16 protein-coding genes are annotated in these 19,003 nt (G+C 60.8%); 6 read left to right on the top strand and 10 right to left on the bottom strand.

The window, feature by feature from the left end; all coding sequences use genetic code 11:
* Positions 1–10 precede the first annotated feature (10 nt).
* Positions 11–1,429 (bottom strand): 3-isopropylmalate dehydratase large subunit, encoded by a 1,419-nt coding sequence (leuC, locus tag E2F43_RS09255; RefSeq protein ID WP_133211923.1) that lies wholly within the window; start codon positions 1,427–1,429, stop codon positions 11–13.
* A 105-nt stretch (positions 1,430–1,534) separates the two neighbouring features.
* On the opposite strand from leuC, the gene E2F43_RS09250 reads away from it, so the two are divergent.
* Positions 1,535–2,410, top strand: a complete 876-nt coding sequence (locus E2F43_RS09250; protein ID WP_133211921.1) for a LysR family transcriptional regulator — start codon at positions 1,535–1,537, stop codon at positions 2,408–2,410.
* Here E2F43_RS09250 and E2F43_RS09245 read toward each other — a convergent pair.
* The gene (locus tag E2F43_RS09245) at positions 2,392–2,895 is read right to left on the bottom strand and encodes a PaaI family thioesterase (RefSeq protein ID WP_133211919.1); all 504 of its coding nucleotides are present in this window, start codon (positions 2,893–2,895) and stop codon (positions 2,392–2,394) included. The genes E2F43_RS09250 and E2F43_RS09245 overlap by 19 nt on opposite strands.
* Positions 2,896–2,903: 8 nt before the next feature.
* Positions 2,904–3,359: an NADPH-dependent FMN reductase family protein gene (locus E2F43_RS09240; protein WP_133211917.1), complete on the bottom strand. Its 456-nt coding sequence runs from the start codon at positions 3,357–3,359 to the stop codon at positions 2,904–2,906.
* Positions 3,360–3,489: 130 nt separating this feature from the next.
* On the opposite strand from E2F43_RS09240, the gene E2F43_RS09235 reads away from it, so the two are divergent.
* Positions 3,490–4,515, top strand: a complete 1,026-nt coding sequence (locus E2F43_RS09235; RefSeq protein ID WP_133211915.1) for an NADP-dependent oxidoreductase — start codon at positions 3,490–3,492, stop codon at positions 4,513–4,515.
* A 305-nt stretch (positions 4,516–4,820) separates the two neighbouring features.
* Here E2F43_RS09235 and rlmKL read toward each other — a convergent pair whose 3' ends face one another.
* From rlmKL to E2F43_RS09210, 5 genes are all read right to left on the bottom strand, one after another.
* A complete protein-coding gene (gene rlmKL / locus E2F43_RS09230) occupies positions 4,821–7,001 on the bottom strand; it encodes a bifunctional 23S rRNA (guanine(2069)-N(7))-methyltransferase RlmK/23S rRNA (guanine(2445)-N(2))-methyltransferase RlmL (protein WP_133211913.1) in 2,181 nt (726 codons plus the stop codon).
* A gap of 4 nt (positions 7,002–7,005) precedes the next feature.
* Positions 7,006–7,779 (bottom strand): helix-turn-helix domain-containing protein, encoded by a 774-nt coding sequence (locus E2F43_RS09225; protein WP_133211911.1) that lies wholly within the window; start codon positions 7,777–7,779, stop codon positions 7,006–7,008.
* A gap of 14 nt (positions 7,780–7,793) precedes the next feature.
* Entirely contained in the window at positions 7,794–8,858 is a 1,065-nt protein-coding gene (locus E2F43_RS09220) for a hypothetical protein (protein ID WP_133211909.1), read from the bottom strand.
* Positions 8,855–9,553, bottom strand: a complete 699-nt coding sequence (locus E2F43_RS09215) for a hypothetical protein (protein WP_133211907.1) — start codon at positions 9,551–9,553, stop codon at positions 8,855–8,857. Before E2F43_RS09215 ends, E2F43_RS09220 begins: the two co-directional genes overlap by 4 nt.
* Positions 9,554–9,614: 61 nt before the next feature.
* Positions 9,615–10,622, bottom strand: coding sequence for a TIGR03617 family F420-dependent LLM class oxidoreductase (locus E2F43_RS09210; protein ID WP_133211905.1), 1,008 nt, complete (start codon positions 10,620–10,622; stop codon positions 9,615–9,617).
* 63 nt (positions 10,623–10,685) lie between these two features.
* On the opposite strand from E2F43_RS09210, the gene E2F43_RS09205 reads away from it, so the two are divergent.
* Together E2F43_RS09205 and ppdK are read left to right on the top strand one after the other, a co-directional pair.
* A complete protein-coding gene (locus E2F43_RS09205; RefSeq protein ID WP_133211903.1) occupies positions 10,686–11,570 on the top strand; it encodes an LLM class flavin-dependent oxidoreductase in 885 nt (294 codons plus the stop codon).
* A 93-nt stretch (positions 11,571–11,663) separates the two neighbouring features.
* Positions 11,664–14,270 carry a pyruvate, phosphate dikinase gene (gene ppdK / locus E2F43_RS09200; RefSeq protein ID WP_133211901.1) on the top strand — a complete coding sequence of 869 codons (2,607 nt, stop codon included), beginning with the start codon at positions 11,664–11,666 and terminating at the stop codon, positions 14,268–14,270.
* 33 nt (positions 14,271–14,303) lie between these two features.
* Here the strand turns inward: ppdK and E2F43_RS09195 are convergent, their stop codons facing one another.
* Positions 14,304–15,836, bottom strand: coding sequence for an acyl-CoA synthetase (locus E2F43_RS09195; RefSeq protein WP_238946827.1), 1,533 nt, complete (start codon positions 15,834–15,836; stop codon positions 14,304–14,306).
* Between the two features lie 197 nt (positions 15,837–16,033).
* Here E2F43_RS09195 and E2F43_RS09190 point away from each other — a divergent pair, with 197 nt between their 5' ends.
* Complete coding sequence (locus tag E2F43_RS09190) at positions 16,034–17,215, top strand: pyridoxal-phosphate-dependent aminotransferase family protein (RefSeq protein WP_133211899.1); 1,182 nt, start codon at positions 16,034–16,036, stop codon at positions 17,213–17,215.
* Here the strand turns inward: E2F43_RS09190 and E2F43_RS09185 are convergent.
* Positions 17,202–18,203 (bottom strand): metal-dependent hydrolase, encoded by a 1,002-nt coding sequence (locus E2F43_RS09185; RefSeq protein WP_133211897.1) that lies wholly within the window; start codon positions 18,201–18,203, stop codon positions 17,202–17,204. The two genes, E2F43_RS09190 and E2F43_RS09185, sit on opposite strands and share 14 nt — an antisense overlap.
* 151 nt (positions 18,204–18,354) lie before the next feature.
* On the opposite strand from E2F43_RS09185, the gene E2F43_RS09180 reads away from it, so the two are divergent.
* Positions 18,355–18,999 carry a YiaD family glycine zipper/OmpA-like lipoprotein gene (locus E2F43_RS09180; RefSeq protein ID WP_133211895.1) on the top strand — a complete coding sequence of 215 codons (645 nt, stop codon included), beginning with the start codon at positions 18,355–18,357 and terminating at the stop codon, positions 18,997–18,999.
* Positions 19,000–19,003: the final 4 nt, after the last annotated feature.

Genomic DNA, 19,003 nt, shown 5'->3' with positions numbered 1-19,003 from the left:
TGTCTATCTCCTACCAGTCGCGCACGTCGACAAAATGCCCTGCTACCGCAGCGGCGGCGGCCATCGCCGGACTAACCAGGTGGGTACGACCACCAATGCCCTGGCGGCCTTCAAAGTTGCGGTTCGAGGTGGACGCGCAATGCTCGCCCGGCCCCAGCTTGTCGGCGTTCATTGCCAGACACATGGAGCAGCCTGGTTCGCGCCATTCCATGCCGGCCTCGATGAATACCTGGTCCAGGCCCTCGGCTTCCGCCTGCTTCTTGACCTCTCCGGAGCCGGGCACCACCAGCGCCTGCTTGATACTGTCAGCCACCTTTTTGCCCTTGACCACGGCGGCCGCCTCCCGCAGGTCCTCGATACGCGAGTTCGTGCAGGATCCGATGAATACCCGGTCGGGGCGGATATCGGTGATTGCCGAACCGGCTGCCAGACCCATGTATTCCAGCGCCCGGGTCACGGCGGCCTTGCGAGAGCTATCCTCGATGCTGTCCGGTTCAGGCAGGTAGCCGTCGATCGGCAGCACCATTTCCGGTGATGTACCCCAGGTGACCTGCGGCTTGATGTCCTCGCCCCTCAGCTCCACGATGGCGTCGAAATGGGCGCCTTCGTCCGAGTGCAGGTCGCGCCAGGCTGCCTCCGCCTGCTCCCACATTTTCCCACTGGGAGCGTAAGCACGGCCTTTGACGTACTCCAGGGTTGTGTCGTCGACAGCGACCATACCCATGCGGGCGCCGGCCTCGATCGACATGTTACAGACCGTCATCCGCCCTTCCATGGACATATCGCGAATCACCTGGCCACCAAACTCAATGGCGTAACCCGTGCCGCCAGCGGTGCCAATCTTGCCGATCACGGCCAGAACCACGTCCTTGGCGGTGACACCGGGTTGCAGCCTGCCGTCAATGCGCACCAGCATGTTGCGCATCTTCTGCTGGATCAGGGTCTGGGTCGCCAGTACATGCTCCACTTCCGAGGTGCCGATACCGTGGGCCAGGGCTCCCAGCGCGCCATGGGTAGAGGTATGGGAGTCACCACACACTACCGTCATTCCCGGCAGCGTCGCTCCCTGCTCCGGACCTACCACGTGGACAATGCCCTGGCGCACGTCGTTGATGTCAAACTTGACCAGGTCGAAGTCCGCGCAGTTCTCATCGAGGGTCTGCACCTGCAGGCGCGACACCGGATCGGCAATCGCGGCGACACCGCCTGCCCGTTCCGCGGATTCGGTGGGCACGTTGTGGTCAGGCACCGCCAGGTTGGCGTCGCGACGCCAGGGCTGGCGTCCCGCCAGGCGCAGGCCTTCAAAAGCCTGCGGCGAGGTCACTTCATGAATCAGGTGGCGATCGATATAAATCAGTGCGCTGCCGTCCTCGCGCTGTTCCACCAGGTGGTTCTGCCACAGTTTGTCGTACAGGGTTTTTGCGGACATGTTTGCCTCGTGCATGGGAGCTACTACAGGGGCAAATTATGCGCTTGCATATTGAATTACTCAAATTTATTATTTTTATCTATTGCATTCCAAACAGGAATACTTATGGATATCCAGAATCTCAATGCCTTCCTGCTGGTGGCCGAGGCCGGTTCCTTTTCCCTGGCCGCGGAAAAACTGCACCTGACCCAGCCGGCGGTGAGTAAACGTGTTGCCCTGCTGGAGGACCAGCTGGGAACAGAACTGTTCGACCGCATTGGCCGGGTTATCAGCCTCACCGAAGCGGGACAGGCGCTGCTTCCCCACGCCAAGGCCGTGCAACAGGAACTGAGTCAGGCAGAACGCTCGGTGCGCGACCTGGCCGGTGACGTCGCGGGACATCTGCTGCTGGCGACCAGCCACCATATCGGCCTGCATCGCCTGCCACCGGTGCTCTCCAGTTTCAGCCGCGCCTATCCCGCGGTGAACATCGACATCGACTTCATGGACTCGGAGCAGGCCTACGAGTTGATCGTGCAGGGCAAGGTGGAACTGGCGGTGGTAACCCTTGCGCCGAAGGAAGAGGCCAGCGTGATATCGATACCGGTTTGGCATGATCCGCTGGATTTTATGATTGCCCGCGACCACGATGTATTGCGCGAAGGTGGCCGTCCGAGCCTGGTTTCACTGAGTCGTCACCCGGCAATCCTGCCCGGCCTGAACACCTACACTGGACAGATCATCAAGCGTCTGTTCGATGAACACAGTCTGAAATTGCAGGTATCGCTGGTGACCAACTACCTGGAGACCATCCGTATGATGGCTTCGGTGGGACTCGGCTGGACCATACTGCCACGCAGTATGCGCGACGACTCCCTCGCCATCATCGACATACCGGAGGTAAAAATTGAGCGCACCCTGGGGCTGGTGTATCACCGGGGGCGCAGTCTTTCACGCGCCGCCCGCGCATTTATCGAGGCGGTTCAATCTCTGGGTGACTGATCTTCGTCCTCGATCAGCCCGCGCAATACACCGGGGTTGGGAACACCATCCTGGGACAGTCCCGGATGATCAGGGAAATAAAAGGTGGCGTTAAACCTGGCGACCAGTCCGCGACGGCTGACGATGACACCGCGGGAGAAACCGAACAGGCGCTTGATAGTCACCCCTTCGCAGCGAGCTTCGAGCCACTGCCCCCGCCGCCCTGCCGCCATGAAGTCCATGCTGAGATTGATGGTCGGCGCACCGGCGACCACAGCCCGCGCCCGGTTGGCCCAGGAGGCCGCGGCGATGTCGGCCAGGGTCATCAGGGCCCCGCCGTGGCAGATGCCCATCGAATTCGAGTGCTGGGCCTGCACCAGCAGGCCAAACACCAGTTCATCATCGCGTACGCGACGGTAACAGGGCGCAAGGTTGTCGGTAAACCCAAGTCCATCGGGTATCAGTTCAAAGCCATCTGGTACTTCTTCAATCGGCTGCTGTGCCATCGTCCATCCTAAAAAATACCCATACCCAGTCCGGCTGCCAGTGCCTGCCCGATATCGCCTGCAGCAGCCAACTCCCTGTCTCCTGGCTCGCCGCGAAAAATTTGCGGCGGATTCGCCACCTTGAAGGGAATACCACGAAAGATGCGCTCGGCCTGCTGCACCGCACCGCGGCCGTCGTTACCGGCGCTGACGATCAGCGCATAGGGCAACACCAGCTCACGATCTATCGCCGGATAAAACACCCGGTCCAGGAACTCCTTGGCCCCACCGCTCAGAGCGCCGCTGTTCTCGGCCGCCACCAGTAATAACCCGCCGGCCGCAGCAACCTCCTCAACCCCGGCATCGCAGGCCCGCCGCAGGCGAACCCGCACCTCCGCTTCCGCGGCTGCGCCCTCAGCGGCTGCCCGGGCCAGGGCGGCACAACTGCCGCTCTGGCTATGGTAAACGATCAGCAATGAAGTCATGTCCGCCAGGTTCCATCGTCGAGGCCGGGGGAATTTGAACACAGGCCGGGCCTCGATGCCACGCCCCTGCTGTCCGCCCGGACTATCTGTGGTGTAATGCGCCCTGTCAATTTTACAGGGAAGCGTTCATATGGCGGACACTAATCGGCAATGGTTGTTAAAGGAAAGGCCCACCGGCATGGTCGGCCCGGAGCACTTTGAACGGGTGGAATCGCCCATGCCCTCTCCAGACCCTGGTGCCGGGGAAGTACTGATCAAAACCCTGATGCTCGGGTTCGACCCCGCCATGCGCGGCTGGATCAATGACGAGCGCAGCTACCTGCCCCCTGTCGGGCTTGGCGAACCCATGCGCGCCAGCGGCGTGGGTCAGGTGGTTGTGTCCAACAACCCGGCGCTTCCAGCAGGCACCCTGGTCCAGGGTTTGCTCAACTGGCAGGAATACTCCATTGCCGGCGCAGACAGCCTGGTACCGCCACGCCCGCTCCCGCAAGGCATCCCTCCCAACATGGCGCTCAGCGTGTTCGGCACCACCAGCCTGACTGCCTACTTCGGCCTGCTCGACGTGGGCCAGCCAAAGCAGGGAGACACGGTTCTGGTGTCCGGCGCTGCTGGCGCCACCGGCTCCGTTGTCGCCCAGATTGCCAAGCTCAAGGGGTGCCGGGTGATTGGCATCGCCGGCGGCAGTGAAAAGTGCCAGTGGCTGACGGATGCCTGCGGTGTCGACGGGGTCATCGACTACAAGCACGACGACGTCTCGGCCCGTCTCGCTGAGCTTTGCCCGGACGACGTCAACGTATTTTTCGACAATGTGGGGGGTGAAACCCTGGAGGCCGGGATAGATCACATGGCCGACTTCGGCCGGATCGTGCTGTGCGGGGCTATCAGCCAATACAACAACCGTGAACGAGCACCAGGGCCTGGTAACCTGATGCTGCTGGTCGCGCGTCGGATTCGAATGCAGGGGTTTATCGTGCTTGACTACCTGGACCGGGCAGATGAGGCATACGGCGACATCGCCAACTGGGTCATGGATGGCAAGATCGCCTGGCGGGAGGATATCCAGGAGGGCTTCGACAATATTCCGGCCACGCTGCAGCGTCTATTCAGGGGCGAAAACCAGGGCAAACAGCTGCTCAAACTGGCTGACCCGGAGTAGTTATCCACAGTCCTGCCTGTGGATAACTTTGGGGACAGCTGACTATTCTCCCGGCTGGGACGGTTGCAGTTTGGTACTGGCACCCCATGGGTGCACAGACACCAGCAAGGTCTTTTTAGGCAAAGAATCAATCACTTACAAATTTTTTATAGCGTATTTCCGGGGCCACACTGGAAATACACTGTAAATACAGGACCATTTCCGTCTTTGTGGATATAGTTCGCTGTCACAGGTTTGCAATCACTCACGCGCAAAGCCGCTAATTCTCACTAGTTTCCTAATTTGGCAGGGTGCGCAATGTGGGGTTAGCGATGGGTCAGCCGCCAGCAGCAATGCACTTTCGGGTTGCGTTGAAAATCCGGATCCAGGGTGCTGCGGGTAATCTCCTGGCAGTTGAACTGTTGCTCAATGGCGGGATCAAGCTTGAATCCCCGGCGGTTATTGGAAAAGTAAAGCACCCCGTCGCTGCGCAACCGGGCCATGGCCGCGCGTACCAGTTCGGGGTGGTCGCGCTGGACATCGAAACTGTCGTCCATGCGCTTCGAATTGGAGAACGATGGAGGATCAAGCAGAATGAGGTCGTACATCCCCCTGTCCTGTTGCAACCAGTCGAGGCAATTCGCCCGCACCAGCTGGTGCCGGGTTTCCGCCAGTCCGTTGTGCGCCAGGTTCTTGCGCAACCACCCGAGATAGGTATTGGACAGATCGACACTGGTAGTTGATTTGGCACCCGCCATGGCCGCATGCACGGTGGCGCTGCCGGTATAGCAGAAAAGGTTGAGAAAATCCTTGTTGCGCGCCTCACTCGCAATTTTCCGGCGCAGCGGGCGGTGATCGAGGAACAGGCCCGTATCGAGATAGTCCCACAGGTTTACCAGCAGTTTGGCCTGTCCCTCGCGAACGCTGAGATACTCTCCCTTGCTGGCCTGTTTTTCGTATTGCGAGGCGCCCCGCTGCCTTCGCCGTTGCTTGTAGGCAATGGCATCGGGCGCTACCCCGAGGGCCTCGGGCAGCGCAGCCTGCACCTCAGCGAGCCTCCGGTCTGCCGCGTCAGGATCAACGCCCTTGGGCGCCTGGTACTCGGCGACATGTGCGGCGTCGCCGTAGACATCAACCGCCACCGCGTACTCGGGCATGTCAGCATCGTACAGCCGATAGCACTCAATGCCTTCGCGTTTGAGCCATGAGGACAGGCGCCTGCGGTTCTTGCGAACGCGATTGGCAAACATCCTCGCTCCCTCGCTCAATTCACCGCGAGGCGCTTCGGCATCCCTCGCCTGCCCGTTGCCGGGAGCGATGTCCCGCAGCCGATTACCCTGCAGATGGAACAACAGCAGGTGCGTTTCCAGGGCGCCATTGAACAGGGTATAACGCTTGTGGCTGCGCAGGCCGGTGGCCCGCCCCAGGTCCAGGTCAGAAGTGAACAGCGCCGCCTCCCAGTCGGGGAATTCCCGGACCATCATTTCCCCCAGTTCGCGATAGAGGAATTTGAGACTTTCCTTTTCCCCAAGACGCTCGCCGTAGGGAGGATTGCTGATGATCAGGCCGTGGGGCAATGGTTTATGGGTGGGCTTGCGCAATTCAGCCAGCGGCTTACAGCTGACCCGTACGTGCTGCTGCAAACCTGCCCGGGCGATATTCTCCTGCGCCCTGCGTATCACCCGGGGGTCCGCGTCATAGCCGCGCATTTCCGGCAACTGGCTGCATTTACCGCGTTCGGCGCGCCCCCTGGCGTCCGCGAGAATGGCCTTCCATTGGGCGTCATTATGATCCCTGAGGCGTTCAAAGCCGAACTGGCGGCGCCCCAGTCCGGGAGCGATATCGGCAACCATCATCGCCCCCTCCAATAACAGCGTGCCTGATCCACACATGGGATCGATCAGGGCACCGCCCCGGGCAGCGATACCGGGCCAGTCGGCACGCAGCAGAATCGCTGCCGCCAGGTTCTCCTTCAGCGGTGCCGCGCCGGCTTTCTGCCGATAACCACGTTGGTGCAGCGAGCCGCCGGAGTAGTCGATGGACACAACAACCCGGGCTTTGCTGAGGCGGATGTTCAGGCGGATGTCTGGCTGCCTGCGCTCGACATTCGGACGCCGGCCATAGCTGTCGGAAAACCAGTCGACAATGGCGTCCTTGCTACGCTGGGCGCCAAACTGGGTGTTGCGAATGCTGCTGCTCTCGCCAGAAAAGTCGATAGCGAAGCTTTGCGTCACGGAGAACAGGGAGCCCCAGTCAATGGTTTTTAGCTGCTGGTACAACTGGTCGGCGTCCCCGGCATCAACGGTGGCAACCGGCCTGAGTATGCGATTGGCCAGCCGCGACCAGAGGCAGGCGCGATAGCCCATGGCGTTTGGGCCATGAAAATAAACACCAGCCACGGTTTCCCGGGTACGCTCGGCGCCCAGGCTCTCCAGCTCCGCCGCCAGGAGGTTTTCCAAACCCCTCGGGCAGGCGGCAAACCACTGGTCTGCTGCCCCTTCATTCATGGATTTATACCTTTTTGCGTTTGGCGGCAGGCGCGCGCTTACGCTTGGGAGCGGCCTTTTTCTTTGGTGCAGCCTTTTTGGCGGCCGTTCTGGTGGACGTGGTTTTCCGGGTCGCGGACTTGTCGCTGCGGCTCTTGCTGGTGGCAGAACGCCGCCTGGGGACAACCGCAGCGGCGGCAGCGGTCTTTTCCTTCTCCATGACATCCAGCACCAGGTTGCAGGAACTCTGCATGTACTGGATAAAGCGGTCGTATTCACCATCGCTGAACTGACGCAGCGAATCGTGTTGCCGGTAGAGGTTAATAAAACGGCGTTCCCGCTCGTAGTATTTCGGCAGTGTCAGCACACCCAGCTGTTCCAGGGTTTTCTCCAGTGCCGGGTTGTAGGTGCGCATGAATTTGATCAGAAAGGGAATGGGATCGTGGCGGGCCAGCAGTGACGCCGCCCGCAGCATGGCCTCCAGGGGCATGATGGTCTGCCCGCTCTCAATGTCTTCCAGTACCTGCTTGTCCTTGATGCCCAGGCTTTCCGACAATTCCTTGATGGAAAGGCCGGCAGTTTCCCGGGCATCGCGCAGGAAGTGGCCGGCTTCGGCCATGGCTTCGAGTCGCTCCGGCTCCAACTGGTTGAGCACGGTGGATCGCAACCAGGTTTCACCGAACATGGCGGTCATGGTGGCCGTATTCTTGGCCAGCTCCAGGGTACCACCGGCTACCTGGCCGCTCAGGCGGCGCAGGGAATCCAGCAGGGAGGCATTGTCTTGGTCTTCTCGTGACATGTCTTAAGGATAGCCTATTGTAGCGGAGCGGAGAAATTACTGCCCTGGCCGTCAACGGTTGGCAGGCCGGTCTCTATGGCAAATATCTGCCTGAGAATCTGCCGCCACTCAGTATACTGGCTTTCAAGGGTGCCGGTGAGGCGAAACACCCGGCCGCTGGTCTCCACAATGGTTGGCGCCACTTCGTTGTTAAAGCCCAGCGCCAGTTCATCGAGATCCTGCTCCTGAATGCGAAAATTGCGGTAGGCAAAATAGCTCTGCTGCATGGCGGCGAAACTGCCCTCGGGCCCCTGCTTTTCCCGGTTCGCCGCGCGTTGTTCATAATCCTGGCGGAACAGCTTTTGTTCCCGGTCGTATTGCAGCCAGAGCGCGTAGGTTGTGGCCATCTCATCATGCAATTCGCCGAACTGCTCATCCACGTTGTCGATAAACAGGTATTCCTGATTGCGAATTCGCTCCACCCTGGCCATCATCGGGTCGCCCTGCGCGGGCAGCCGCTGCAAGCGCTGGTACCCGTCCTCGTCACGACCGAGATAACCGGCGAAGGCATCCGGGGACAGGCTCTGGGCGTAGCGCATCAACGAGACGCCCTGAATCTCCCGCAGCTGGCGTTCATTGAGGCCACGCCGGTAGCTGAGCATGTCCGCTGCCACCTGGGCATAGAGCTGGCGATAGGGTTCACCCACCTGCAGGGAAGCCTCCGATGAAACCGCTGTATACTCCCGGTCCAGCCAGCGACGGCCCGTGGCATCGCTGACGAGCACGTGAATCCGCTGCTGGCGACCATTGGACTCGATTATGCGCCCCTGGACGGTGACGTCCGGCAAGACCCCCAGTTCAGGCATCACTCGCACCACCCCCCATAGATCACTGTCGACCAATTCACGGCGCAGGGTTACCGGCAGGTATTTTGCCTCGGCATGGCGAATGCGGGGGAAGATTTCCAGTGCGCTGTGGGTGGATTCATCCTCGGGAATACCGGGGTCGAAGATAGCCAGGCCGACATCGAGCAGGCGCGGCCCGGCGGCCGTTGCCGGCAGGGCCAGGCATAACAGCAGTAACAGCAGCAGCGACCTCATGGTGCCGGTCGCTCCGTGGTACAGACCCGGCCCCGGGTCAGGGTCTGTTTACACCGTATGCCCGAACTGGCAGGGTCGTAGCGGCGGTAGACACGGTCAACCGTGAAGGGCCAGGACACCTGGTCCGAGCGCAGGGTGGTTGCAATCTGCAGGCGTTCACCCTGCGGCCCCAGGGTCAGTCGGTGGTAGATGGACAGGCCCCCGGGCAGGGAGATATTGAACAACAGCTGGTGGCTGTCCCAGCCGCACACTTCGTTGCCGAGGGGCGATGCTATCCGGTGCAACCTGCCGGGGAAAAATTCGCAGTACAGGGCAAAGCTACCCTCGCGCTTGATGGTAATGTCGGTATCGCTCTGGGAGATGTCCAGCAGTTGCGGTTCGGTGACAATTTCCGCCATGCGCGCCAGTGCGTACAGACTGCTACCGCTATTGGCGCCCACCGAGAGCGTGCCGCCCCCCTGCTGCATATTACGGTTCTGGCGCTCCGCCTGCCGCTGCAGTTCCCGCAGCAGCACGTCGAACGAATCACGAATATTTTCACTTTCGCTGTAGTCGACCTCCCAGGCACCGGAAAAATCCACCGCCGCGGCGGTTTGCCCCGCCGGCCGGGAATCGGGAGCGGACCCACAAGCAGACAGCACCAGCGCGCAGAGCAGCGCGCCGGGGCGCAACAGGTATGAAGTATGAGAACGCATAGAGGGCTACAGTTTAACCGAACAAGCGCCCAATCCGTATGCATTCACCTATCTTTACACCCTAATTCTTCAGTTCGGTGACAATCGACCTCCACATACCATCGGGCGCGGCATAGGGTGCGTAAATTGCCAGCCGGTCGGCGTATTCCCCGTATCTCGCCTTCAGCCTGGCGGCGATCTCCGCTGGTTTGCCCCGGGTGGTGAAGGCTTCCAGGAAGTCCTCGTCGATGTATTCCGACAGCGCCTCCCAGCGGCCCTCCTTGGACAGCCTGTTCAGTTCCGGCTGGAGGTCACCATAACCGACCGCCTCCATGGGTGGGCGATAGGCTGGCGTGGAGGCGTAAAAGCCAAGCAGGCCCCTGACGCTGCGAGTGGCGGCCTCCATGGCCTCGTCATCTTCGCCGGTGATCACAATGGCATTGATCTGCAGAATAAAATCCTCGCGGCTGCGGCCGCCCTTTTCCAGCCCCCGCTGCACCGCCGGCAGCGCCCTGTTTTCCAGAAACGGCATACTGTTAAACGGGTGCACGATCAGGCCATCGGCCACCTCCCCCGCCACTTCCGTCATCTTTGGACCCAGCGCACCCAGGAACACCGGAGGGATGCCGTGGGGATTGGGCCCGGGATTAAACATCGGCGTCATCAGGGTATGTCGGTAAAACCTGCCCCGAAAGTCCAGCGGGGTCCCGTTCTGCCAGCACTCAAAAATCGCCTTGAGGGCCTGGAGATACTCCCGCATGCGGGCCGCTGGTGGATCAAAGTCAACGCCAAAGCGCTTTTCGATATGAGCCTTGACCTGTGAACCCAGCCCGAGATAGAAGTGTCCCGATGAGAATTTTTGCAGGTCCCAGGCCTGGTAGGCCAGATGCATCGGGTTGCGAGGAAAGGCAACAGCAATACCTGTGGCCAGGTCCAGGCCGGGGGCGTGCTCGGCGGCCAGGACCAGTGGATAGAACGGATCCCAGCTCCCTTCCAGGCTGTATATGCCGTCGTAACCGATGTCCTGCAGCCGCCTGGCCTCCACCGAGGCTTCACCCAGCTGGGCATAAAACGGTCCGTCGATTTTCATTTGCGCTTCCTGTCCTGATAAGCTCGTCACCTCAGAATACGTGCCAAAAAAGGAAGCTGCATAATGAAAATCGGTATTTGCCTGCCCTACATGAAAGCGGGCCTCTCGCGGGATGATTATCTGGACTGGTTTCGCGCCATCGACCAGGGGCCTTTCCACGCCCTGTCCTGTGGCGAGCGGGTGCATGGACCGACCTACGATATGCGCGTGCTGCTGTCGGCGGCGGCAATGGCCACCGAGCGGGTTGAAATCACGCCCACTCTTTACGTACTGCCGATGCACAGCGCCACCCGGGTAGCCAAGGAGGTGGCGACGCTGGACATTCTCTCGGCGGGCCGGGTAAACAAGATCGCCCTTGGATACGGTGGCCGGGACAAGGATTACCAGGCGGTGGATGCCAGCTTCAACGGACGCTATGGGCGCATGGACCGGCAGGTGGAACAGCTCAGGCAGGTATGGTCAGGCGAAGAAGTTATTGCCGGCAGCGGCCCGATCGGCCCCTCCCCCACCTGGGAGAAACCGCCCCTGTTGCTCGCTGGAGCCATGGGCCCAAAAAGCATAGAACGCTGCGCCCGCTGGGCAGATGGCCTCTACGCCTGGTCCGGCAACGGCGAGGCCGACGAACTACAGCGGACTTTCGCCATGGCTGAGGCGGCCTGGGAGCGCGCCGGCCGCGAACAGGCGCCCTACCGTATGGGCGGTTTCTGGTACACGCTGGCTGATGATGGCCAGCGAAAACTCTACGACTATGTGTACGAATACCTTGCCATCGCCGGCCCCGAGATTGCCACCATGATGGCGGAGTCCGTTCACCGAAGTTCACCCGACGCCATACTGGAGGCACTGGAGAATGCCAGGGCCGCGGGTTGCGAGGAACTATTCATGGTGCCGGCGACGGCAGAGTTGGTAGAGATCGAAGGGCTGCTGGATATATTGGCCCGGTTATAACAGCGCGCCAATTCCACCTGTGCCCAGAGCGCAGTTGACGTATACTGCGCGACTAAAAATACCCGTTAGCATAACCACCGCGAGACACACACTATGGCCAAACGAGTCTACCTCTTCAGCGAGGGCAACAAGGACGACCGCGAGTTACTGGGGGGCAAAGGCGCCAACCTCTGCGAAATGACATCCATGGGCCTGCCTGTTCCCTTTGGCTTCGTCATCACCACCGCGACCTGCCGGGAGTATTTTCAGGCCGGGAACAAACTACCTTCCCTGCTGGAGCAGGAGTATCGCGTAGCCCTGGACCTGGTCGAGAAAAAAATGGGGGCTCGCTTTGGCGATCCGGAAAACCCCCTGCTGTTCTCAGTGAGATCCGGAGCACCGGTATCGATGCCCGGCATGATGAACACCATTCTCAACCTTGGCCTCAACGATGAGATTGCCGCCGGCCTCGCCGTCAAAACCAATAACCCCCGGTTTGCCTACGACAGTTACCGCCGTTTTATTTCCATGTTCGCCGATGTGGTCATGGGTGTGCCGGGGGAAAAGTTCGAGCACGAAATTGAAAAATACAAGCAAGCCCACGGCAAAACCTTCGATGTCGACATGTCCGCGGAAGACTGGCAGGAAGTTATCTCCATCTACAAAACCCTGGTCGACTTCCCCGAAGATCCTTTCCAACAGCTGAAAATGGCGGTGGAAGCCGTATTCCAGTCCTGGCATACCCCCCGGGCCATCATCTATCGCGAAATGAACAATATCGCCGACACCCTCGGCACTGCCGTGAATGTGCAGGCGATGGTGTTTGGCAACTTTGGCGACGACTCGGGCTCGGGTGTGGCTTTCACCCGCAATCCGTCAACCGGCGAGAAAATGTTCTTTGGCGAATTCCTGTTCAACGCGGCCGGCGAAGACGTGGTCGCCGGCATTCGCACCCCGCTGCCGGTGGACGCCCTGAAGGAGCGACAGCCGGACGTCTACGAGGAGTTATACAAAACCCAGGCGCTGCTGGAGAAGCATTATCGCGATATGCAGGACCTGGAATTTACTGTCCAGGAAGGGCGCTTCTACATGCTGCAAACCCGCAGTGGCAAGCGCACCGGCCGGGCCGCGGTCAAAATTGCCGTGGACATGGTTGGCGAGGGTCTGATCAACGAGAAAGAGGCGCTGATGCGGGTCTCTCCGGAACATGTCGAGGCATTTCTGCACCCGACGGTAGATCCACAGGCGAAAACAGACATCGTCGCCACCGGCCTGCCGGCCAGCCCCGGTGGCGCCACCGGGGAGATCGTATTCTCCGCCGAGGAGGCCGAGGAAGTCGCCAGCCAGGGGCGCTCTGTCATCCTGGTTCGCCGGGAGACCACCCCCGAGGATATTCACGGCATGAAAGTTGCCGCCGGGATCCTCACCGAACTGGGTGGCATGACCTCCCACGCGGCGGTAGTGGCCCGGGGGATGGGTGTCTGCGCCATTACCGGGTGTGGCACCTTGAGTATCAACTACGCCGATGGCAGCGCGCACACTGACGACGGCGTCGTCCTCAAGCGCGGTGACACCATCACCCTGGACGGCACCTCCGGGGAGGTAATGCTCGGTGACATTCCGAAAATCGAGGCCAGTTCCTCCGACGACTTCCAGACTCTGCTGAGCTGGGCCGACAAGCACCGTCGGCTCAAGGTGCGCGCCAATGCAGAAACGCCGGAGGATGCCGCCAAGGCCAGGGAACTGGGCGCCGAAGGCATCGGCCTTTGCCGCACCGAGCATATGTTTTTCGAGGCCACGCGCATCGAGAAAATGCGCGCAATGATTCTCTCGGAGTCAAAAGAGGAGCGACAGCAATACCTCGATGAACTGCTCGAGTTCCAGCGCCAGGACATGCTGGAGCTGTTCAGGGCGATGGACGGGTTGCCGGTGACGATACGCCTGCTTGACCCGCCCCTGCACGAGTTCCTGCCTCATGAAGAGCATGAGATGCAGGCGCTGGCTGACGCTGTGGGCAAACCGCTGGAAAAAATCCGCGAAATTACCGAGGGTCTGTCCGAGGTCAATCCCATGCTCGGCTTTCGCGGTTGTCGCCTCTCCATCGTTTATCCCGAGATCACCGAAATGCAGGTCAAGGCGATCATGACCGCTGCTGTGGACGCAGTGGAACAGGGGATTAAGCCCATGCCTGAAATCATGATTCCACTGGTGGTGAACGTGCGTGAGATTCGCCTGATCACCGAAATCATCGACCGCGGTGTACAGGAAGTGTTGCGCGAGCGGCAGGTTTCAGTGCCCTACAAGGTAGGCACGATGATGGAAACCCCGCGTGCCACGCTGGGCGCCGATCGTCTGGCGCCGGAAGTGGAGTTCATGAGCTTCGGGACCAACGATCTCACCCAGATGACTTACGGTTTCTCCCGCGATGATGTGGGCAAGTTCATTCCCAGCTACATCGAGAAGAAAATCGTCGACTCAGACCCGTTTGTCAGTCTGGACCAGCGTGCGGTCGGGCGCTTGATGGAGATGGCCGTGCAGGAAAGCCGCAGGGTGAAGAAAGGCATCAAGTACGGCATTTGCGGCGAACACGGCGGTGACCCGCGGTCGATTCGTTTCTGCCACAACCTCGGACTGGACTACGTGTCATGCAGTCCGTACCGGGTGCCGATCGCCCGCATGGCCGCCGCCCAGGCCCACGTGGAGGCGTCCGAGGAGGACTGAACCGTCGCGGGAGCCAGGCTCCCGCATTTCCCTTCAGCCGACGATTTGCTCCTTGAGCACAAACTTCAGCACCTTGCCCGCAGGATTCCTCGGCAGCGCGTCGACGATTTCCAGGCGCAGGGGCAGCTTGTAGCGGGCCAGGTGTGGTTGGGCAAATTCGCGCAGCTCTTCCAGGGTCAGGGTCTGTCCCTCATGGAGCGCTACCACGGCAGTCACCGCCTCCCCCCACTTCTCGTCGGGGGTGCCAATCACCGCCACTTCCGAGATGGCGTCGTGTTTGTAGAGCACGCCTTCCACCTCCGCGGGGTAAACGTTTTCACCCCCCGAAATCACCATGTCTTTCAGCCGGTCACAGATAAACAGGAAACCGTCCTCATCCAGGTAGCCGATATCACCGGAGTGGAACCAGCCCTCGCGGTCAATCGCATCGGCAGTGGCGTCTGGACGATTCCAGTACCCCTTCATGATGTTGGGACCACGCAGGCAGATTTCACCGCGCTCACCCGGAGGCAACGGCTGGTTTTCAGAATCGACGATTCGGGTATCGCTGAAAATCGGGGCCTGGCCTGCGGAGCCCAGTTTGCTCACTGCCCATTCCGGCGTCAGGAAGGCGGAAAACGGCGCGGTCTCGGTCAGTCCATAACCCTGGCAGAAAGAGACGCCGCGAGCACCCCACAATTCGATCAGCGACTCGGGAACAGGCGCCGCCCCGCAAATCAGGGTCTGGATCGAACTCAGGTCGGTCTCGGCAAACTTCGGTTGCTGGGACACAAACAGGAACATGGCCGGCGCGCCGAACATATGGGTCACGCTGTACTTCTCGAAATTCTCCAGCACCTCGGCCGGCTCGAAGTTACGCATCAGAACCACTGAGGCCCCCAGATGGAAGGCATGCAGGGTCATGACATTGAGACCGCCAATGTGGAACAGCGGTGCCGCGGTCAAAACCACGTCCTCGCGGGTACCGCCGAAGGCCATGCTGGCATTGATGTTGTTCCACAGCAGATTACCGTGGGTGAGCATGGCCCCCTTGGGCAGACCAGTAGTGCCCGAGGTATACATGATGACGGCAAGGTCATGCTGGTCTACGGACACGGCACCGGCAATGGGCTCTGCCGCCGCGCGCTCGCTGTCCAGATGCAGCCAGCCCTCGGCCTCACTTTCCGAGCTGAACAGGTGGCGGCAGCAGAGATTGTCACGCGCCGGTTCAATCACCGGTCGCAGAGCGTCATCGACGACAAGGCTGTGGATACCGGCGTCGTTGATAATGAACGTCAGCTCTTCAGCGGTCAGGCGAAAGTTCAGCGGTACAAAAATAGCGCCCAGGGTCTGCGCGGCAAACAGGGTTTCCAGCAGCGCCGGGTGGTTGAAGCCGAGGTAACCCACCCTGTCTCCGATGCAAACCCCCTTGTCACGCAGCATTTGTGCCTGGCGTCGCACCCGGTCAGCAAATTCCCGGTAGCGCAGCTCCTGCCCCTCGAATACGAGGGCCTTGCGCTCCGGGTTGAGTTCAGCGCGGCGCAGCATGACGCCAGCGAAATTGGGTTCTATACCTGGTCTGTTCAAGGCTCGATCCTCTTAAAATTATGATTCGGGGGGAGCAAGTGAACCACGGATTCAGCCGCTGCTCAACCGTGTCAGGCCGCCTTTCCCGCCCCTGCCCATAGGCCGGGTCAATGGGCGCTATTTCTCCCCGTGACTTAAGCTGCAGCGTGAAACCTGCTAGGGTTGCGTCCTCGTACGTATCCACTGGAAGCAAGACCATGACCAGCAGCTTTTTCCCACCCCACCGGACCCTGATGGGCCCCGGGCCATCCGACGTTTCAGCCCGGGTTCTGGGCGCCCTGTCGCGCCCCACGATCGGCCACCTGGATCCCCTGTTCGTGCAGCTGATGGACGAGATAAAGGGCCTGTTGCAATACGCGTTCCAGACCGAGAATGCACTCACCCTGCCGGTTTCCGCTCCGGGTTCCGCGGGCATGGAGGCCTGTTTTGTCAATCTGGTCAGCCCCGGCGACAAGGTCATCGTCTGCCAGAACGGCGTCTTTGGCGGCCGGATGCAGGAAAACGTCGAGCGCTGTGGTGCCACCGCCATCATGGTGCAGGACGAGTGGGGGCACCCGGTCAGCCTGGACAAGGTAGCCCAGGCCTTTGCCGATCACCCCGATGCCTCTCTCCTGGCCTTCGTTCACGCCGAGACGTCCACCGGCGTGCGCTCGGACGCGGAGGCCCTATGCGCCCTCGCCCGGGAGCACAACGCCCTGTCGATTGTCGACGCGGTCACCTCCCTCGGGGGCATTGAGCTCAAGGTCGATGAATGGGGAGCTGACGCGGTTTACTCGGGCACACAGAAGTGTCTCTCCTGCGTGCCGGGCATCTCTCCCGTCACCTTCAGCCCAGCCGCCGTGGAACGCATCCAGGGCCGCGAGCACAAGGTGCAAAGCTGGTTCCTGGATATGAAGCTGGTGATGGGCTACTGGGGCGGCAGCAGCAAGCGAGCTTACCACCATACCGCTCCGGTGAACGACCTCTACGCTCTTCACGAGTCACTGGTCATGCTGCAGGAAGAAGGACTGGAGGCGGCTTTCGCCCGCCACCTGCACAATCATCGCGCCCTGGTCGCCGGTCTTGAAGCCATGGGCCTGTCCATGGCGGTGGCCGAGGCCTACCGCCTGCCACAACTGAATGCAGTCAACATCCCGGAAGGCGTGGACGATGCCGGCGTACGCACGACCCTGCTCAATGATTTCAATCTGGAGATCGGCGCCGGGCTCGGCGCCCTGGCCGGTAAAACCTGGCGCATCGGCCTGATGGGCTTTGCCAGCAACGAACGCAACGTACTGGCCTGCCTGACCGCTCTGGAGGCCGTGCTGGCCGCCCAGGGAGTGGACCTTAATCGCGGTGCCGCGCTGGCAGCAGCCGGCGAGGTGTTCAGCGGCCGGTAATCATATCCCACATCATCGGCACCCGCTCCCGGCCGCCTTCCCTGTGAGTGCGATAAAGCACGTGGTCGCGGGGCGCTGCGCCGGGCTTGAGCTCGATACTCCACAGGGGGTCAATCTGGTTGGGCAACAGGGAATAGCGTATATCAATTACCCGGTTGCTATAGACCGGGTCCCTGGCGATGTAGCCGTTACTGAACCAGCGGAAGCGCTCCACATCCCGGGCCTGCTGGGACTGCGGGTCCAGCCAGGGCATGTCCCTGTCCAGCACCAGTTTCTCCACCGAACTGCCAGCGTAAACCCGGGGCCTGACGGTGGCCCGCACCGCGTCCACGTAATACCGGTCTTCGGTCTCATACACGGTTTTCCACAGCAGGATATTGGCAAAACTGGGCTTCGCCTCCAGTCTCAGGGGCTGGTGACCACGCTCTGCCGCCAGTTCGTAGCCCATCGCCACTGCCGCGTCCCGCTGCACCAGCCCGAGGCCCATGTAGAGCACGGCCCACGCCAGACCGTAACGAGCCAGCACCGGCTTGCGCCAGATCGCAGCCAGCACCACCGCCAGCAGCAGCGGCAGGGTGAAAAGAGGATCGATCACCGAGATCGTGTTCCAGGCAAAGCGTTCGTCACTGAATGGCCAGAGCAGCATGGTGCCATAGGTGGTACAGGCGTCCAGCACCGCGTGGGTCCCGTAACCCAAAGTACAGAACAACCAGCTTTGCCCCAGGGACAGCCCCCGGCGCCGGCCAAGCAGAACATGTAATACCAGCGCACAAATCGCCCCTCCGAAAGGAATGAAAATCAGCGCGTGGGTAAAGTGCCGGTGATACTCCAGAAACAGCAGTGGATCCGATGGCGAACGAATCAGCACATCGAGATCCGGTGCCATGCCGGCTAAAAAGCCAAGCAGTGCGGCACTGCCCGCGAGCCGTCGATCAGCAGTCGCCTGGGGTAGCGCTGCGCCCAGGGTGCCTTGAGTGAGGGGATCCATTGATAGTTCCGAAAGGGTTACAATCACCACAAAACTACAGAAATGCCTTTCAATACACCAGTGTGAAAGCGTTATTATTTTTAACAATCATTTACAGAACAACAACAGCGAAACACTGTCGAACAAGCGAACCACCAGGAGAATCCATTCGATGCGCTCATTATTACCCCTTACCGCGATTACCGCTGCAACTGTGCTCGCGGCCTGTACCACCAACCCCTACACCGGCGACCAACAGGCCAGCAAAGCCGCTACCTATGGTGCCGGCGCGGCTGCGGTCTGCGGCCTGGTAGGCGCGATAGACTCCGGCAAGCACGCGCGCAATGCGGCCCTGGGGTGCGGCATCGTCGGCGCCGGCGTCGGTGCCTATATGGACGTACAGGAAGCAAAGCTGCGGGAAGAGCTCCAGGGTACCGGCGTACAGGTCGTTCGTGAGGGGGACAACATCCGCCTGATCATGCCCGGCAACATCACCTTTGAAACCGATTCCTACAATCTGCGCGGCAGCTTTTATCCGGTACTCAACTCTGTCGGCCAGGTGCTGGCAAAATACGGGGATACCACCCTTAGAGTCAGCGGTCACACCGACAATACCGGCAGCCGCCAGTACAACCAGTCGCTGTCGGAGCGCCGCGCCGCCAGCGTGGCCGATTACCTGGTAACACGGCAGGTGGCCCGTAGCCGCATGCTGGTGCAGGGTATGGGTTTTGATCAGCCCATCGCCGATAACGGCACTGCCGCCGGGCGAGCACAGAACCGCCGGGTGGAGCTCTATGTCCTGCCCAACCCGGCCTGAATCG

The organism is Seongchinamella unica (genome assembly GCF_004354085.1).
Classification (GTDB): domain Bacteria; phylum Pseudomonadota; class Gammaproteobacteria; order Pseudomonadales; family Halieaceae; genus Halioglobus; species Halioglobus unicus.
The sequence above is the reverse complement of the archived record's forward strand: the minus strand, read 5'-3'. Positions and strand labels throughout refer to the sequence as shown.

Excerpts from the sequence above, each read along its gene's own strand:
- leuC (WP_133211923.1), bottom strand. The coding sequence starts at position 1,429 with ATGTCCGCAAAAACCCTGTACGACAAACTGTGGCAGAACCACCTGGTG.
- E2F43_RS09250 (WP_133211921.1), top strand. The coding sequence starts at position 1,535 with ATGGATATCCAGAATCTCAATGCCTTCCTGCTGGTGGCCGAGGCCGGT.
- E2F43_RS09245 (WP_133211919.1), bottom strand. The coding sequence starts at position 2,895 with ATGGCACAGCAGCCGATTGAAGAAGTACCAGATGGCTTTGAACTGATA.
- E2F43_RS09240 (WP_133211917.1), bottom strand. The coding sequence starts at position 3,359 with ATGACTTCATTGCTGATCGTTTACCATAGCCAGAGCGGCAGTTGTGCC.
- E2F43_RS09235 (WP_133211915.1), top strand. The coding sequence starts at position 3,490 with ATGGCGGACACTAATCGGCAATGGTTGTTAAAGGAAAGGCCCACCGGC.
- rlmKL (WP_133211913.1), bottom strand. The coding sequence starts at position 7,001 with ATGAATGAAGGGGCAGCAGACCAGTGGTTTGCCGCCTGCCCGAGGGGT.
- E2F43_RS09225 (WP_133211911.1), bottom strand. The coding sequence starts at position 7,779 with ATGTCACGAGAAGACCAAGACAATGCCTCCCTGCTGGATTCCCTGCGC.
- E2F43_RS09220 (WP_133211909.1), bottom strand. The coding sequence starts at position 8,858 with ATGAGGTCGCTGCTGCTGTTACTGCTGTTATGCCTGGCCCTGCCGGCA.
- E2F43_RS09215 (WP_133211907.1), bottom strand. The coding sequence starts at position 9,553 with ATGCGTTCTCATACTTCATACCTGTTGCGCCCCGGCGCGCTGCTCTGC.
- E2F43_RS09210 (WP_133211905.1), bottom strand. The coding sequence starts at position 10,622 with ATGAAAATCGACGGACCGTTTTATGCCCAGCTGGGTGAAGCCTCGGTG.
- E2F43_RS09205 (WP_133211903.1), top strand. The coding sequence starts at position 10,686 with ATGAAAATCGGTATTTGCCTGCCCTACATGAAAGCGGGCCTCTCGCGG.
- ppdK (WP_133211901.1), top strand. The coding sequence starts at position 11,664 with ATGGCCAAACGAGTCTACCTCTTCAGCGAGGGCAACAAGGACGACCGC.
- E2F43_RS09190 (WP_133211899.1), top strand. The coding sequence starts at position 16,034 with ATGACCAGCAGCTTTTTCCCACCCCACCGGACCCTGATGGGCCCCGGG.
- E2F43_RS09185 (WP_133211897.1), bottom strand. The coding sequence starts at position 18,203 with ATGGATCCCCTCACTCAAGGCACCCTGGGCGCAGCGCTACCCCAGGCG.
- E2F43_RS09180 (WP_133211895.1), top strand. The coding sequence starts at position 18,355 with ATGCGCTCATTATTACCCCTTACCGCGATTACCGCTGCAACTGTGCTC.